The organism is Alicyclobacillus sp. TC (genome assembly GCF_016804365.1).
GTDB classification, from domain to species: domain Bacteria; phylum Bacillota; class Bacilli; order Alicyclobacillales; family Alicyclobacillaceae; genus Alicyclobacillus_I; species Alicyclobacillus_I tolerans.
This window is the reverse complement of sequence record NZ_CP044434.1, coordinates 1,578,164-1,595,009: the sequence shown is the minus strand read 5'-3', so window position 1 is coordinate 1,595,009 and position 16,846 is coordinate 1,578,164. Positions and strand designations below refer to the sequence as shown.

At 50.6% G+C, this 16,846-nt stretch carries 12 protein-coding genes; 10 read left to right on the top strand and 2 right to left on the bottom strand.

The genetic code is table 11. The features are described 5' to 3' along the window. Positions 1-641: 641 nt before the first annotated feature. On the bottom strand, positions 642-2,213 hold the full coding sequence (locus FY534_RS07850) for a S8/S53 family peptidase (protein ID WP_203114219.1): 1,572 nt from the start codon (positions 2,211-2,213) through the stop codon (positions 642-644). A 312-nt stretch (positions 2,214-2,525) separates the two neighbouring features. Between FY534_RS07850 and FY534_RS07845 the strand changes: the two genes are divergently transcribed. The 10 genes from FY534_RS07845 (at position 2,526) to FY534_RS07800 (ending at position 16,006) form a co-directional block, all read left to right on the top strand. Beyond that, positions 2,526-3,533, top strand: a complete 1,008-nt coding sequence (locus FY534_RS07845; protein ID WP_238413450.1) for a transposase — start codon at positions 2,526-2,528, stop codon at positions 3,531-3,533. Positions 3,534-3,980: 447 nt separating this feature from the next. Then, positions 3,981-4,577, top strand: a complete 597-nt coding sequence (locus FY534_RS07840; RefSeq protein WP_203114217.1) for a hypothetical protein — start codon at positions 3,981-3,983, stop codon at positions 4,575-4,577. A 104-nt stretch (positions 4,578-4,681) separates the two neighbouring features. Beyond that, positions 4,682-5,281: a hypothetical protein gene (locus FY534_RS07835; protein ID WP_203114216.1), complete on the top strand. Its 600-nt coding sequence runs from the start codon at positions 4,682-4,684 to the stop codon at positions 5,279-5,281. A gap of 29 nt (positions 5,282-5,310) precedes the next feature. Beyond that, entirely contained in the window at positions 5,311-6,219 is a 909-nt protein-coding gene (locus tag FY534_RS07830; protein ID WP_203114215.1) for a hypothetical protein, read from the top strand. 89 nt (positions 6,220-6,308) lie between these two features. Continuing rightward, entirely contained in the window at positions 6,309-6,539 is a 231-nt protein-coding gene (locus FY534_RS07825) for a hypothetical protein (RefSeq protein WP_203114214.1), read from the top strand. 518 nt (positions 6,540-7,057) lie between these two features. Beyond that, positions 7,058-9,703 (top strand): hypothetical protein, encoded by a 2,646-nt coding sequence (locus FY534_RS07820; protein ID WP_238413449.1) that lies wholly within the window; start codon positions 7,058-7,060, stop codon positions 9,701-9,703. A 264-nt stretch (positions 9,704-9,967) separates the two neighbouring features. Beyond that, on the top strand, positions 9,968-11,449 hold the full coding sequence (locus FY534_RS07815) for a type I restriction-modification system subunit M (protein WP_203114212.1): 1,482 nt from the start codon (positions 9,968-9,970) through the stop codon (positions 11,447-11,449). After that, a complete protein-coding gene (locus tag FY534_RS07810) occupies positions 11,439-12,698 on the top strand; it encodes a restriction endonuclease subunit S (protein WP_203114211.1) in 1,260 nt (419 codons plus the stop codon). The genes FY534_RS07815 and FY534_RS07810 overlap by 11 nt, the downstream gene beginning before the upstream one ends. Further along, entirely contained in the window at positions 12,695-15,631 is a 2,937-nt protein-coding gene (locus tag FY534_RS07805) for a type I restriction endonuclease subunit R (protein ID WP_203114210.1), read from the top strand. Before FY534_RS07810 ends, FY534_RS07805 begins: the two co-directional genes overlap by 4 nt. A 42-nt stretch (positions 15,632-15,673) precedes the next feature. Then, positions 15,674-16,006: a hypothetical protein gene (locus FY534_RS07800; RefSeq protein ID WP_203114209.1), complete on the top strand. Its 333-nt coding sequence runs from the start codon at positions 15,674-15,676 to the stop codon at positions 16,004-16,006. Between the two features lie 3 nt (positions 16,007-16,009). Here FY534_RS07800 and FY534_RS07795 read toward each other — a convergent pair whose 3' ends face one another. Then, positions 16,010-16,738: a M48 family metallopeptidase gene (locus FY534_RS07795; protein WP_203114208.1), complete on the bottom strand. Its 729-nt coding sequence runs from the start codon at positions 16,736-16,738 to the stop codon at positions 16,010-16,012. Between the last annotated feature and the right edge of the window lie 108 nt (positions 16,739-16,846).

Genomic DNA, 16,846 nt, shown 5'->3' with positions numbered 1-16,846 from the left:
ATGCCTGGAGCGTTTTGCTTGAGATGTTATTTTTCTTTCAACCACTTCCATGGAGAATTAGAGGTTACGAAGGAAAGTGATGCAGTTGGGATGCGCACGCAAAGAATCCCTTCGTGAAAATTGGGAAAGTCCGTGATTGTCTGTTATACGGATGGTCTATACCAAATGATAACGTTTCAGTCTTTGCCTCCTTCTATATGACTTGTATTTTGTGATGGAAGGAGGGAGCGCGAATGAATTGTTCAGCTAAGAAAAGACTCCATTCGCGCAAAAGGATGAATGTACATTTCAAAATAGATAGAAAAAGTCGATGGTTTGAGTTCATTTTTTATGTTTTAGGCATCGAAATGGCATGCTGGATTCTATGGTTTGCTTGTTCCCCGTGGTTTGCCAATACGACGCTCACCGTGATGAATCGGATGACCATGAGCATTTCGCGGATGTATGGCTATACAGGAGCGACATCTATTTTTCCTTACTCTGTGGCCAAGAATTTTGCTTCTCCCACACCGTACACAGAAATCCTGCCGCCGCCGCCCCAGTTGACCGAAGAACCTATACCGAACTTGGAAATCCTGCCGAACGGTCAGGCTTTTCGTCTCCCGACTGCGTTAGCGGCAGGTGATGTGGTCCGCTATGTCCTAGTGTGGCAGATTCCCGCTTTGATTTTGTTGCTTTGGAAATTTTGGATACCAAAATTTCGTCCAAGGCCATACAGTTATGAAAAGACAGATCAATGAATTGATGACAAAAAGTGCAATCCACCTACCGTTTTCCCATAATGGCCGTGCGAAGGAAGGCTCGATGGGGATAGTTTGAAGAACGTTCGCAAATAGCCAGGCACAAAAACTGAGCGATGCAAAAGAAACCAGTACAACAGAGTGACGAATCATCCATGAGTGTAACATCGGCACTTTTTTGCTGAAAACACGAAAATAACGAGGAGACTTGATAAAAAATGTGCCTGTGTGTAGTAAATTATCTCCACAAACCATCAGTAAAAAAAACCAGCTGCACAATATCAGTCCAATATACTGCATAAGCGTCAAGAGCTTCCAAACATTGATCCAGGGTTGAGCCAAAACGGTCGAGGTGCTGTTTGGTGCATGCGCCAAAGCTTCCACCAGGTTCTTAGGATTCGGCATACCTAAACCGACGAGAGCGGAAAAATGCCCATACGGTGTATGGGGTTGCCAAAAGGCATCAGGGTGTTGTTGTGCCAATTGAAGCAAGGTCAAATAAGCATTCGAAGACAAATGGGTGTGCGTTTGGCGGATATGCGCCGCATCGGCCAAAGCCCACAGTGCCGCCCAACACGGAGTAGATAAACTGGTTCCATATACCACGCGATAACCGTTTTGGGAATCGATCCAAACACCAGGATAGCCTGCCAGCCAAGTCACGGTGGGGACCGTGCGCCATGCCTGGTGGAAGATTTGGCGTTCAAGAATACTGGCTTTCACCGAAAGCACGGCCGTACCGTAGCCTTCGTTAATCCACGGCGTTAAATCCGAGGGATTTCTGGAGGTGGTTGCCCACTGAAGCCCACCAACCACTACAGCATAAGGAAACCGAACGAGCGGCGTTACGTTGTTTCCGCCATCGCCGGAAGAAGCAAAAAACGGATAATGTGCAGCGGCATAAGTCACATTTTGAACTTCGTTGCTCATCAAGGCAGGGAACAAGGATTTTCCGTTGGCCAGCAAAAACGGATTATCAAATAACATTCTTCCACTTCCAACAGGAACGAGAGAATCACTAACCACTGTAACGTGATATTCTTTGAGTTGTTTTCGAAAGAGTTTGGGAGATTCGTTAATGGGCAGAACGAGTAGTCTTGCCTTCGGTGCGATTACGTGCGCCCATTCTGCATCTAACATGGTTTCGCCGATATTATGCTTTACATGCAGCACCGGACGAATGGTTGACAAAACAACATCGTTGCCCTCCAATTGCAGAGTGCGAGTAGACATTTGACGATTGAAATTTTGATAGGCCGAAACATCAAAGGCGCGTGACAATTCTAACAAAGCTATGGTTTCTCCTTGACCGTCATTCCCCAAAACTTGAGCATGGCGTAGATGAAAATCCTGCACGAAGTTTTCGGGAACAAGAGCATTGGGAAAAGTTGGATAGGCTTGATGAAAAGAAGAAAACCCATGCGATGGTGGAGCGTTGGGCGGCGTTCCGCCAGCGTTGTCATTGTTCCACAAATCAAGTCCCCAAGAAAGTTCCCGCGATCACTCAGCTAAAATCTTACCGAAAGGGTATCGGCTCACTCAAACAGAAATCTTACCGAAGGGATCGATGTGCGGATGTCCATGCAGAGTCGGCAAGAGTACCTGAGTACGATGCGCGTGCGTTACCTTAAGGCACGCACTAGGCAAGAGAAATCGCAGATTTTGGATGAGTTGGAGCGGACCCTGGGATACGCGCGGAAGTACGCGATTGCCACTATGAAACCCAAACCGGAGCACGATAAACCGCCCGCTAAGCGTACTCGCTCTCTTCGGTATAGGGATGTGATGCCCATCGTTCAAATCGTTTGGGAAGCACTCGACTATCCTTGTGCAGAGCGCTTGCATCCCGTGCTGATGTGTACTGCCGCACAGTTAGCCAATCACGGTGAGGTCAAGCTGACTCAAGAGGCAATCCGTGACTTGCAGCAAATGAGCCGTGCGACGCTGGCCCGTCGTATCGCCAAATGGAAGCGTCCCGGTCCCAAGCACATCCCTGCCGACAGACGCCCGTCCGCGCATCTACGCTCGGAAATTCCAGTGGAACGCTATGACTGGGACGAGGACAGACCTGGTGCGTTGGAAATCGACCTCGTCGAGCACAACGGCGGATCGTCCTTGGGACACTTCGCTTACACCCTCTCCGTCGTCGACGTCGTGACGGGATACAGTAGACGCGTTGCGGTACTTGGCAGGGGCCAGCTTGGTGTCATGGCAGCGCTGGAACGCATACTAACGGAATGGCCATATCCGGTGTGGGGAATCCACAGCGACAACGGCAGCGAGTTCATCAATGCTCACCTGGTTCGTTTCACGAAGGCGAATGGGCTGTCGCTCACCAGAAGCCGACCTTACAAGAAGAACGACAACGCTCACGTGGAGCAAAAGAATCGATTCTTGGTCCGCGAAATCGTAGGTTACGAGCGTTTCGACACTCCAGAGCATGTTCAATGGCTCAACACGGTTTATGCGTGGCTTGACGTATATGCCAATGCCTGTCTGCCCATGCGCAAGGTCATTGAGAAAAAACGTAACGGCAGTCACATGCAAAAGAAATACGACTCAGCAAAAACTCCTTTGCAACGGGCGTTCGATGCTAGTGCCATCCCAACGAACAGCCAAAAGTACTGGAGTGAGTGGGCACAGTCCCTCAATCCACTACAGCTACACCGACAACTGGTGACACTGCTGGCACAGGGACTAGGCGGGGCGAACCTTGCTCCTGCTCCGCTGCCCGCACCGGTTTCCAGGGGGATCGACAACGACAAACGAAACGGCACTCGGGACTCCTATTGAGGCCAAAACATTCGGTCTGTGGATTTGATGGACAACTCTTCAAGTTGCCCACAAGCTCCACAGACACAAAAAAAGGGGAAGCCGCTTCGCTCCTCCCCTCTGGCCTACGGCCATTCACCCCTCCCACTTCAACGGAATCGGGAATGGGTTAGATTTTTAAATGAGTTAGCCATCTCTCTTCGGTAAGATTTTTACGTGAGTTGACACGGTTCCTGAGCGAATAACAGGGACCAGAAGATAATGAAAAGTAAAACTACAATGGACGCTCTTCTCATTCTCACCGCGCACACACCTCTTCGATTTTTTGCACTTTTTCAAACTACTATAACCGTACACTTTTCTTCTTTCATATCTGGAATAGTTGCGCCGTCCAGATTTCCTCTCCTTCATAATTAGAGGAATCTCTGCTCAAAATGTCCAATTTTTCCTCCCAAAAGGAGGGATTGGATGCTTGAAATTTTATTATCCTGCTTACTGACGTTTTTCCTCAATCTTGTGTTGTTTGAATGGAGGTTACGAAGAAAAATGCTACAGTCGGATTCCGAACGCAAGAAGCATTTCTACCGTGATGCCTATGCGATCTACGAAAAACTTTTGTTGCCTTATAGCTTTCCCGGCATGATGCGCTGGAAGACGGAGAATCCGGATCTCATCAAATCCGTGTATCAACAACTCGTTAAAAAAATGGAGAACCATCCATTCGTCACGCGCAGAGAACGCAGGTTCATCCAGGCTTTATCTGAAAGCCCGAAATTTCAGAAGAAATTTTTCATCCTAATCCAGCGACTCTATTACCGGTATCATTTATCTGAACGTTCGGTGTCTCCGCTTCTGCCGGGCGTGGACGTGTGGGGAAGCATTCGCGAAGAATGCCGTGGACAGTGGAAAGAACTCGGTCTTTGGAAATCCATGTGGCGAACCTTGCACGTCACCCTCTTCTATATCGATCCGTGGTTGACGCGAATAACCTATACCTTCCTTGTTTTAGTTAGTCTGATGCTCCTTTGGTCGATTCACGGTTCCATGAAGATTTCCACCCATTGACATTTTCGGTCAAGCATTCTATACTACAGACAAATGGAAGGAAATACAAGGCAACCTTGTGATAGGCTGGAAAACGAAATTTCATGGAAGCGAGGCATGCGACGATGAAAAAGCAAGCGATAATGGCCGTGATGGCGTTATCTGCGTCAATGGTGACCGCACCGACGACCGTGATGGCGGCACAAAGTCCGAATGTGATGAATCCGCAGTACGCGTACACGGACATTACCTGGAACGACAACTATGTGAATGCAGCCGATCATTTGGTGGTGACGGATCCGTGGTCGGGGAGTCTGACGTCAGCGCTGCCGCTCTATTATATCAATGAAGCTTTGGGTGAGATTTCAGGATTGTCAGCCGATTGGAACGGGAACACGAGAGAGTTATCCATCAGTGTGCCGGGGAGCGTATCGCTCAACATGAGCAACTTGCCCAAGGTGCAAAACACGATGGCTGAAAACGAGATGGCGTTTGTGATCAACGGTCAGGTGGTGGCGTATGCGCCGTATTTTGTGGCGAAAGACCCATCGAGCGGTATCTACACCAGCTATGTGCCGATTTACTATCTGGGCGAAGTGGTGAAGCGCCTGGGCGTCACAGAGGACTGGAACGGCACGCATCTGGCGTACACATTCAATCTGCCTGCGGGGTGCAAAGTAGCGGCACAGGCTCCAGTGCGCCAGCGACGAAGCTGGACATGGTAGAGATGATTGGGGGCTGGGCGGCGGCGAATATGACGGCACCAATTGGCGGGCAAACCGTTCACGAATTTTCGCCTCAATATATATATCCGAACGGTGTAGGAACAGATCCGTTTACCGATGTGCCGCAGAGTGACTGGCCACTGGTGAAGGTATGGGCGAATGGGGCGGATACTTACGGTCTTTTCAAACCCGAAACCAGTACGCTCTGGGGAGCCAATCAACCCGTGACCCTCACGATGGCCAATGAGTTCGTGGCGGACTTGCAGGGGATTACACCGACAAACGAGAATAACGGCATTTCATACTTTGCAGGTACACCCTGGACTGTGAATTCGTTTGAACAGGCCTTCAACGTGGATAATGGATTGACGAACGTTTCGCCGAATAGCGATTTGACGGTAGGCGAGCTTCAGCAAATCCTTCAAAATTTGAAAATGAATTATCAAGGATACGAAGAAATCGCGCCCAACACGTATAAAATTTTGCCTTTCGGAGATGATCCTGGTCTCGTCTCCCCTGCGGGGATGAAGTGGTTCAATCAGATTGTGGTGAAGATCGAGGGCAACGAGATCGTGGCGACGATGCCAGGAGTGATAGAGAACGACTTTACGGTGGGAGCGCCGTGGATTAGTGTACAAACTAGTACTAGTGCTACACAACCAACTGACACGCCGTTCAGTACCAATGGCGGTCAAATATGGCAATATGCACCACAAAATGAAACAACAGCGTCTTACAATTATTTCACCAACGACTGGCAGAGCTACGACCGCACAGGTTTTACGCCATCTACACTGATGTTTAAAGGGGTAGCATCTTGGGGAGTAGGCATCAGCAGTGGTGTCATGCAGGCCGATCAAGTATGGCAACCCAACGGATTTGCACCTACCTTTATCTGTGGAGTTAAAAACGGTCAATTTGGTGTTAAGTGGCAATAAGTGCTGAACGGTTGACATTTTTAGTGTTATTCAAAGGTCAGACTTTTTGCTGCGCCCCTGCTTCCGTCAAGGCTAAGGGGGGAGAAAGCGTGGATGTCGGATACAAGGTGTTTTTCCGCGACGAACAAGGAAATTTGTATGCTTGTCCAGAAGATTGGCTGAAACCGGTCGCTTCAACTCAATGCGTCATCACTGAAAACGACATTCGGTTGTTAGCCGAAGCCGTACTGCCGCCTCCAAAGGCGAATGTGCTGAAACTTTCGCCAACGCCGAACAATGATGGATTTCAGTGGGAAATGGTGTCTTGGCGCCATCCTTAATCGCACATAATACCGCCGTTGAAACCGTGTCAGGTTCGCGGCGGTCGTTTTTTCAGAGAGAGACGAACCGCCCCGCACTCGAAAATGCGAATGCCAGGTGAATAGGGGTCGTAGATGCCGAGCTTATTTTTGACCGCCTCACATTCCTCACAATCTCCCCACCCGTCTTCCAGCCAAACGGTAACACGTTTTCTTCGCCCCTTTCTCTATTATCGAAGAGACTCGACACATTCCAGAAAAAGTATGTTATACTTTCTAGCAAAGATTCCATAAAATTGAAAAGAAAACAGAGAAAGGGATGTGGTGTTTTACGTATGGAACGACAGTTTCGACAGTTTCTTCCTCGGCGCAGGTCACACTGGATTGCTTTGGGGAGTGTGGGCGTATTTCTTGTAGTGGGCGGCACGGTCTATCTGCTTGAACACGCCCGCGCTTCCTACCCGGCTCCAGGCACCGGGTATGTCGTGGGGACGCCCGGCACCATCACGTCCTCGTATACCATCACCAGGGGCACACAGTTGAAGTTAGAGAATCACGGGATTAACAATACCGTTAACGACACTGACCCCACCACACAAGGAGCGGACGGCGCAACGTTTGAATTTGCCGACCCGAGCAACCCGAGTGATGCGAACGTGGGTGTCGAGATCGCTACGATGCAAGGGAGCGGCGCACCTGTGCCGTACATGCACTTTCAGGAGACGAAGACGGCTACGGGCGCTCCGGTGAACCAGGGCGGCGGGTATCTTTTCATTGCTCCGCACAACACAAAGCCTGCCACACCGAATCAGCTCATCGGCACGAATTTGCTGTCCTGGATACAGGCGCTGAACGGAAGCCCAAACTATATCACCTACCACGATGCTACGCCTAATACCAGCACCCCTTACCCGGAAATCAGGGATGACTGGTTTACGACGAGTACCAATGGCGGCTTTAGTGGTTCCACCACTTCCGGCGAAACGCTCGTCAACCTGTCGTACCTGGTACAGCAGGCGGGGGATGCGTTTATTCCCACGGCGGATGAGAACACGAAAGACCAGAATGACGGCGCTCAGTTTGTTATGGTCAAACCCAATGTCACGGCGCAACTGGGGCTAGGATACAGCAACAACGGCTTGCCGCTGTGGGGCGGCACAGGGAGCAGCCGCATTCAGGGGGACGTGCCGCAAGGTTCGGTGGTGTTCGCGTTTGACCAGGTGTCTTTGGGCAGTTGGTATCAAACGTCTCACCTGGAATACCTGAACGTGACGAACAGTCAGGGACAAAGTGTCAACAATCTGGTGTTTCCAGACGGGCAATTGGCCGCATTTCAATCCATCGGCGCTACGCCGCAGGGGGTCAACTATACGGTGTGGGGGCCGCAGGACTCGTGGTACATGTCGCAAAATGGCTTGACGGGCGGCATGATCCCTGTGGCTGGTGGCGGCGTGGGAACACCCAGCGACTACGGATCGCCGCTGTTTAACGCCGTCACCATCGGCGGGGCGGTACCCTCCGGCATGCAAAACACCTACATCAATGGAGACCTGGTAAACGGTACGCACGATGCCCAGGGAGAAGATGGCAGCGGCAACCCGGAAAACTTCACCGTCAACGGAGGCGGGGGAAACGTTGTGTCAGGTGGCAATCTGGTCAAAGGCGTTCCGATCGAGACGAAGAATCTGGCACCCGGCACGTATACGGTGACGTTGTATGCGGGGGATGACGTGGGTACGTTTGCTGCGCCTGTCAGTCAAACGTTTACCGTGACCGGCGGGGCCAACGTGCCGAAAGTGACGCTCTCCGCCACACCGACCCAACTGCCATCGGGCAGCAGCAGTACCCTGACCGCACAGGTGATTGGACAGGTACCAGGGAACTATACCGTGGAGATCATGGATGATGGTGCGGACAACACCTTAAACGGCGCCAGTCAGGCGCAAAGCCCGAAGGACGCCACCCAGTTTACCACAGAGGCCACGTACTACGGCAATCTGACGGACCAGTTCACGGCGGAAATCGTCTCCACCAGCACAGGACAAGCCATCGCCACGTCCCAACCCGTTCAGGTGACGTGGGGGAACCCTTCACCGCCATCGCCTCCGCCGTCCACCTATTGCGGTGTGGCGTATGACACCGATGAATACTACACCAACGACGGAACACCGGGCAGTCAGGTGTTTCATTGGACAGAAGTGATCCCCACGGAAGGCTACAAGTGGGTGGGCACAGGGAAGAATCGGCATCAGGTGCCGTATTGCTACAACGTGTACCGGGAGTATACGAAGATGTATCCCAGTATCTACAAGGATGGCCAGATTTCCGGACTAGTCTATGATCCGGGCTATCCAGGACACATGTGGCTGCCGATACCGGCGAATCAGTGGGACAATCCAACCATCGTCAATCCGTATTCGTATGCGATGGGGTCGGCGGAAAAGTTATGGGACGCAATGGATGCGGCGCACGGCTGGCCGGGCTGGCAGAACATGCAGGGCAAAGGCGGGCCGCAGGATAATCAGATTTCCTCCACCATCCCAGGCTATGACCGTCAGACGCACCAGATGGAAGATTATCACGGGTACATGAATCCCTATTACCCGAGGCCTTGGGGATTTTTGAGGCCGGGAGCCGGGTTCTCATTCCGTGTGGTGTGGATGGGCAGTCCGGATGCGTTGCCGGACAGTGCCACCGTCACCTTTACGATGGTCAATCCGGATGGTTCCAAGCGAACCTGGCAGGAACCCGTGTATTTCAGCAAGTCGCTTCGGATGGGTTTCACCCAGATGCAGGGTTTCAACGACCCGCCGCTCTCTGGCTATGACGTGTTTATGGGACTGACGCCGATCACGCCAAAACATACCATCAACGCCAACGGACAGCCGGAGATGTCCAGGTGGAGCCTGTCGCCGGATTACAGTGTGGTGCAGGAGGACGACACGAAGATCAACGCCGTGGTCACACTGCACTTCCCGAACGGCACGGCGACCTACAGTATCCCGGATGTGATGACGGAGTACAACTATCCCAAGTGGTTTTTCAACGGCTGGGGTCTCACGCCAGCATGGATGAAACAGATCGTCACGCTCTATGATAAAGCGGTGGCGGCAGGCAAAGGTGCAGGGTATACACCCAACGGCGGTCTGGCGGTGCCGAAGAACCTGGAAGCGTGGTTGAAATGAGGGCGAGGCCGCTAAGGCTTCGCTTCTTTCTATATGGGATGGAGACAATGGAAGAGGAGTAATGAAACGATGGACTGGAAGTCACCGTGGGTCTATTTATTACTGTATATACTTTGTAATTTCGCAATTCCCGAACTAGATTCTATTCTGTATTGAAGAAATCCTCACTCGACAAACATGCGTAAATGCCCATTGTGAGCGACTTTGTTATACAATAGAAAATGGAAACTAGTGAACCGCTATTGGACAATCGGAGGTACTACTTTGGGAAAACTAACGCTTCAGCAATTGGAGTCACATCTTTGGGAGTCGGCCAATATTCTACGTGGCAGCATCGACTCGTCCGACTACAAAAACTATATATTCGGCATGTTGTTCCTGAAACGTCTGAATGACGTATTTGTCGAAACGGCCGAGCGTATTGAACGTGAGGAAGGCGAGGATTACGGCTGGTACGACCATGACGAACACCAATTCTTCGTTCCTGAACGTGCTAGATGGTCGCACATTCGTTCTGTGACGCAAGACATCGGGGCCGTCATTAACCACGCCTTTGAACTGTTGGAGGAAGAGAACGCAACGCTACAAGGCGTTTTGGTGTCAATCGACTTCAACGACAAGGAACGTCTACCCGACGCGACCGTATCCAGACTAATTCAGCATTTCAGTGCGTTGGACCTTAGGAACGCCAATTTGTCAGAGCCAGACATATTGGGCCGTGCGTACGAGTACCTCATTAAGATGTTTGCCGACGACGCTGGCAAGAAAGGCGGGGAATTCTACACACCGTCCAAGGTCGTTGAACTCATCGTCAAACTCATTAAGCCGCAAGAAGGTATGCGTATATGCGACCCGACAGCAGGGTCAGGCGGCATGTTGATTCAATCCGTTGATTATATCAAGGCTACTGGAGGCAATCCACGCAACCTGACGCTGCACGGCCAGGAAAAGAACTTGAATACGTGGGCCATCTGTAAGATGAATCTGTTACTGCACGGACTCAGTGACCATCGCATCGAAAAGGGCGATACCATACGTGACCCAAAGTTGGTTCAAGACGGCGAACTGATGCTGTACGACCGTGTGATTGCGAATCCGCCGTTCAGTCTAAAGGGATGGGGACGTGAGGACGTCGAATCGGACGGTTATGGACGTTTCCGCTTCGGTCTACCGCCAAAAGACAAAGGCGACTTGGCGTTCGTTCAGCACATGATTGCCACGTTGAACCATGACGGTAAAGCTGGCGTCGTCATGCCGCATGGCGTTCTGTTCCGTGGGGGTGCAGAAGGGACGATACGCCAAGGTATTTTGGAGGAAGACTTGTTGGAAGCGGTCGTTGGTTTACCATCGAACCTGTTTTACGGGACAGGTATTCCGGCGTGTATTCTGGTATTCAATCGGCACAAGGACGCCGACAAACGCGGTAAGGTGTTCTTCCTGAACGGGGCCAACGACTACCAAGAGGGAAAGAACCAGAACTTCTTGCGTGACGAGGACATCCAGAAAATCGTGTCGGCGTATGATGCGTGGCAGGACATTGATAAATACTGTCGCGTTGTCGAAATGGACGAAATCCGTAGAAACGATTATAACTTGAACATCGCCAGATACATTGACTCAGCAGACGAAGAGGAACAGATTGACGTTGAGGATGCCATCGCCGAGTTGCGACGCCTTGAGGAAGAACGTCGTCAGGTGGAACTTGTGATGAACGGCTACCTGAAGGAGTTGGGCTATGGTGAGTGAGGTTATGCAATCAGGGAATTGGTCAACTGTAACATTGGGCGAAATTTGTGACCGAATCAGGCTGAAAAATCAAGGGAAAACCGATAATGTCCTTACAATTTCCGGTCAACATGGATTGGTAAGCCAAACTAAGTTCTTCAACAAGTCAGTAGCAAGTAAGAACTTGGACGGTTATATCCTTTTGACCAAAGGTGACTTTGCATATAACAAAAGTTATTCAGATGGATACCCCTTCGGTGCAATCAAGCGACTTGAAAAATACGAACAAGGCATTGTTTCAACCTTGTATCTATGCTTCCGACCAAAGACGGACGTAAGTGGTGACTTTTTGAAACACTACTTTGATAGTAATCTTTGGCATAGTGAAGTCAGGGAAATTGCACAAGAGGGTGGAAGAAGCCACGGGCTATTGAACGTCGGCGTCGAGGATTTCTTTGGTATTTCATTGACTGTGCCTCCACTCCCCGAACAACGTAAAATCGCCGCCATCCTAACGTCAGTTGACGATGCCATCGCCGCCACGCAACGTATCATCGACCAGACCGAAGTTGTGAAACGTGGCTTAATGCAGCAGTTGTTGACGAGGGGAATCGGTCACACTACGTTCAAGCAGACGGAGATTGGCGAGATTCCGACGGAGTGGGATGTCGCCCAAATAGGTAAGGTTTGTCAAACAACCAGCGGCGGTACTCCGAAAAGAAGTGTCAAGGTCTATTACGAAAACGGAACCATTCCTTGGATAAAGACTGGAGAACTTGGAATAAAATATATCTATGACTCTGAGGAAAGAATCACCAATGAAGCAGTAAGGAATTCTTCCGCAAAGATATTACCGCAGAATACCGTGCTTGTTGCAATGTACGGTGCCACGATTGGAAAGTCCTCTATCTTAAAGATTGAGGCTGCTACGAACCAGGCATGCTGTGCAATTCTTTGCGATGAGAAGAAAGTACATCATGAGTTCCTCTACTACATACTCTCATTTCGCAAAGACGAACTTGTTAATCTTGGGGCAGGAGGGGCACAACCTAACATTAGCCAGCAACTGATTAAGAGATTTAGCATTCCTATACCGCCTATCGAGGAACAGCGGCAAATAGCAGTTATTCTGGCAAGTATTGATGATAAGCTACAGCATGAGCATAAGACATTGCAGACGTACTCCAGCCTTAAGGTATCACTGATGAATGTTCTTCTTACAGGCAAAGTCCGTGTCAACGTCGATGAACCGTCCGAGGTGTCCGTATGACGACCACGCAAGATTGGAACGAAAAGGAACTTGTTGAAAACCGTATCATCGCCCAGTTGCAGAAACTGGATTACACGTACATACACGGCTCGTCCCTTGAAGGTGAACGCCAGACATTGCGGGACGTCGTTCTGGAGCAGCGTCTTAGTGACGCCATCAAACGCATCAACCCTTGGATTGACGACAATAATTTGCACAAGGTCGTCCGTGACGTAACCCACCTCGAAGCGGCCAGTCTCATGGAGGCCAACGAGGCCATTCACGAAAACATCGTTCACTACGTCTCGGTCGAACAAGACCTGGGGCACGGCAAGAAGAACCAGACGGTCAAGTTGATTGACTTTGACAACATCGACAACAACGAGTTTCTGGTTGTCAATCAGTTCAAGGTCAGTGGACTGACGGACAACATCATCCCCGACGTGGTGCTGTTTGTGAACGGCTTGCCTCTAGTCGTCATCGAGTGTAAAAGCCCGTTTATATCCAGTCCAATCGCTCAGGGCGTCAAGCAGTTGGAGCGTTACCAGTCCGAAGTTGACCGTTTGTTTTACTACAACGAAATCCTTATCAGTACGTGCGGTCAGCAGTCCAAATACGGAACCGTAGGGGCGAAGTTGCGTCACTATGGGGAGTGGAAGGACCCGTACCCGTTCACTGCGTCAGACATCGGGACGACCGAAGTGAACCCGCAGGACGTTCTGGTCGTCGGAATGTTGACCAAACGTAACTTGCTGGACTTAATTCAGAACTTCATCGTCTACGAACCCGAGGGAGGACGTACCATCAAGAAGTTGGCACGTTACCAGCAGTTCCGTGCCGTCAATAAAGCCATTGACCGTATTGTAAATGCCGACTCGTTAGATGAACGTGGCGGCGTCGTTTGGCACACGCAAGGTAGCGGGAAGTCGCTGACCATGCTGTATCTGGCGGTCAAGTTACGTCGGCTATCCGAATTGGGCAATCCAACTATTCTGGTCGTGACAGACCGTAAAGACCTGGACAGACAGATTGCCTCCACGTTTAGGCGTTGCGGATTTCCGAACCCTAATCGTGCTGAATCGGTTGCCGACTTGCGGCGTCTTCTACGTCAGGGGCACGGCCAGACAGTAATGACTACGGTTCAAAAGTTCCAAGAAGCGGAATCAGAAGGCGATAAAGTCCTAAGTACCGATGCCAACATCTTCGTGATGGTGGACGAGAGCCACCGCACACAGTACAAAGGGCTTGCAACCAACATGAGAACTGCGTTGCCAAACGCCTGTTACCTTGGGTTCACGGGGACGCCGATTGACAAGAAGGATAAAAGCACGACTCGGACGTTCGGTACATACATCGACACCTACACAATCCAGCAGTCAGTTGACGATGGGGCAACAGTTCCCATTCTGTACGAAAGCCGTATGCCAGACTTGCAGATTGAGGGACGTTCCCTGGACGCCCTATTTGACCGTATCTTCGCCAATTACGACGTGGACGATCGAGAACGTATCAAACAGAAGTATGCTACCGCCGAGGCTATTACAGCCGCTCCGAGGCGTATTGAAGCCATTTGTATGGATATCATCGAGCACTATGAACAGCACATCGCTCCAAACGGCTTCAAGGCTCAAATCGTTGCCGTGAATCGGGAAACGGCCATCCTGTATAAGCAGACCTTGGATAAGCTGAATGCTCCCGAATCCGTGGTTATCATCTCAACGGGCCATAACGACAAGGATGAAATCAAACAATTCCACCTGACGGAGCAGCAGCAGAGGAATTATATCGAGCGTTTCAAAGACCCCGATGACAAGTTGCAGTTCATCATCGTCTGCGACATGCTGTTGACGGGCTTTGACGCCCCAATCGAGCAAGTCATGTATCTCGACAAGCCTTTACGTGAGCACAATTTACTACAGGCGATTGCACGCGTGAACCGCACGTACGACGGCAAGACGTATGGACTGATTGTGGACTACTTTGGTGTATCTGCGTTCTTGAAACAGGCGTTGGACGTATTCCACGAAAAGGATATTCGTGGCGTCATGATGCCTGTTGAGTCCGAACTGCCACGTCTGCAAAGTCGTCATCGAGCGGCTATGCGTTTCTTCGACCATGTCGGCCATGAGAATCTGGAAGCGTGCATCAAGGTGTTAGAGCCAGAGGATGTAAGGGTTGAATTCGACTTGGCGTTCAAACGGTTTGCAGAAAGTATGGACCTGGTGATGCCTAGCCCGTTGGCGAATCCGTACCGGGACGACTTGAAGTTCTTAGGGAAGGTACGACTCGCCGCGAAGCAGCGTTACCGCGACGAGGAAATGGACATCTCGGACTGTGGGGCCAAGGTGAAGCAGCTCATCGAGGAACACGTCCGAGCCAACGCCATTGAGGTTCTACACGACCCGATTGACATTTTGTCCAGTCGATTTGGTGAGTACGTTGACAGCATGTCTTCGGACGAAGCGAAGGCGTCCGAGATGGAACACGCCATTCGACATGAAATTCGCGTTAAGATGGACGAGAATCCCGTTCATTACACGTCGCTGCGTGAGAAGTTAGAATCGTTGATTACGGAGTGGAAGGAACATCGTCTGGAGACTGTCCAGCTAGTCTTGCAACTACAAGAACTGATTCGCAAGGACATCCAAGGGTACAACGCAGAGCAGTCAACGTCTGGCGTCGTCCGTGAACAACGTCCGTTCTACGATCTACTCAGGAGTGAACTGTCATCTGACAGCCACGATGATGAACAGTTGGCTGACTTGACGCAGATTGTGGTAGAAGACGTATCTGCACTTAAAAATATACGTGACTGGACGACCAAGGAGGACGTTCAACGCGAAATGCGGAGTCGTATTAAACGGCAGTTAAGGGCAGCTAAGTGCCCGTCGGATAAGCTGGAGTACATAGCTCAGCAGGTGATGAACTTGGCGAAGGTGCATTTCAAGGCGTAAGAGAAGGTTACGTAGGCAATACATGGGAGAGGGGGACGCTAAATGGGTGAACATCATGATGGATGGGCGAGTTTTGTGGGACAAATGGAGCTAAGCTCCGAAGACAATCTAACAGGATTTGAAGTGAAGTTGTCGGTACTCACCGAAAGTGAGGAAACGGAGTATGCATTGCATGTCCGAATTGCGAGGTATAGCATGCAACGCGGGCGGACTAATATTGAGATTAAGAATTTTCTGCTTGGTCGAGGGTATAAAGAGTACTCTAACTGCATCGATTCGTGCAACTTCGTTACGTGCTACTGTAAAACTGTGGAGGTGCCGATAGAAGAGGTGTGGGTGACTGTGGCCCAAGCTGAACTAGGTCCATTCTTATAACGCTTATAAGTCTAGCATTGCTCCGTGTACTCGCAACCATTCCTTCCTCTCGTCGTAATCGGGCATTACTGACGCCACGACGGTCCAAAACTCCGCTGAGTGGTCGGCGTGAATCATGTGCCCCAACTCATGCACCACGACGTAATCGACGATTCGCATCGGGGCCATCAACACTCGCCAGTTGACGTTGATGGTCCCGTTCTTCGTACAACTTCCCCAACGTGCCTGTTGGTCTTTGATAACAACCTTGGACGGTTCTAGTCCCAAACGTGGGGCGAACAGCCTTATTCGTTGCTGCACCTTTACAGCCCCATGTGTGATGTACCAATCACGGAACGCCTTTCTAAGATGTTCCCCACGCCAGGTAGGACTAGATGACTTCGGCACGGTTGCCACGAACCGACCATTCTGGAACGCCAGAGACACGTCAGAAACATCATCCCTCGCCAAAACCTTCAACCGATATTGTCGACCCAAGTACGGAAACTTTTCTCCGCTGATGAACTCATGGCGAGTTGATAACGGCTTAATTTCACTGAACTCAATGAGTCTACGAAGTATCCACGGTGCTTTGCGTCGCAACACTGCGTCGATGTGTTCCTGGTCGAATTCATCGGGCACGACTACAGACACGCCTGTTTTCCAGTCGACAGTAATGGTGCAATCACGTTTGGACGACTGGTGACGCATCGTGTATTTGATTGTTGTTGTTCCGTAGGTGAATGTCGGCATGTGGACGGTCCCCCTAATGTCGGATTGCATACCAACGCTCGCTCTGCACGTTCAGTATAACAAGGTTGGTTTGTCAGCGTCAGCCTGTTTAGGTTGTTACGACGACGA

What these genes read in the sequence shown, in the direction of transcription:
- FY534_RS07805 (WP_203114210.1), top strand. Translation starts at nt 12,695, where the DNA reads ATGACGACCACGCAAGATTGGAACGAAAAGGAACTTGTTGAAAACCGT.
- FY534_RS07830 (WP_203114215.1), top strand. Translation starts at nt 5,311, where the DNA reads ATGACGGCACCAATTGGCGGGCAAACCGTTCACGAATTTTCGCCTCAA.
- FY534_RS07840 (WP_203114217.1), top strand. Translation starts at nt 3,981, where the DNA reads ATGCTTGAAATTTTATTATCCTGCTTACTGACGTTTTTCCTCAATCTT.
- FY534_RS07810 (WP_203114211.1), top strand. Translation starts at nt 11,439, where the DNA reads ATGGTGAGTGAGGTTATGCAATCAGGGAATTGGTCAACTGTAACATTG.
- FY534_RS07800 (WP_203114209.1), top strand. Translation starts at nt 15,674, where the DNA reads ATGGGTGAACATCATGATGGATGGGCGAGTTTTGTGGGACAAATGGAG.
- FY534_RS07845 (WP_238413450.1), top strand. Translation starts at nt 2,526, where the DNA reads ATGCCCATCGTTCAAATCGTTTGGGAAGCACTCGACTATCCTTGTGCA.
- FY534_RS07795 (WP_203114208.1), bottom strand. Translation starts at nt 16,738, where the DNA reads ATGCCGACATTCACCTACGGAACAACAACAATCAAATACACGATGCGT.
- FY534_RS07835 (WP_203114216.1), top strand. Translation starts at nt 4,682, where the DNA reads ATGAAAAAGCAAGCGATAATGGCCGTGATGGCGTTATCTGCGTCAATG.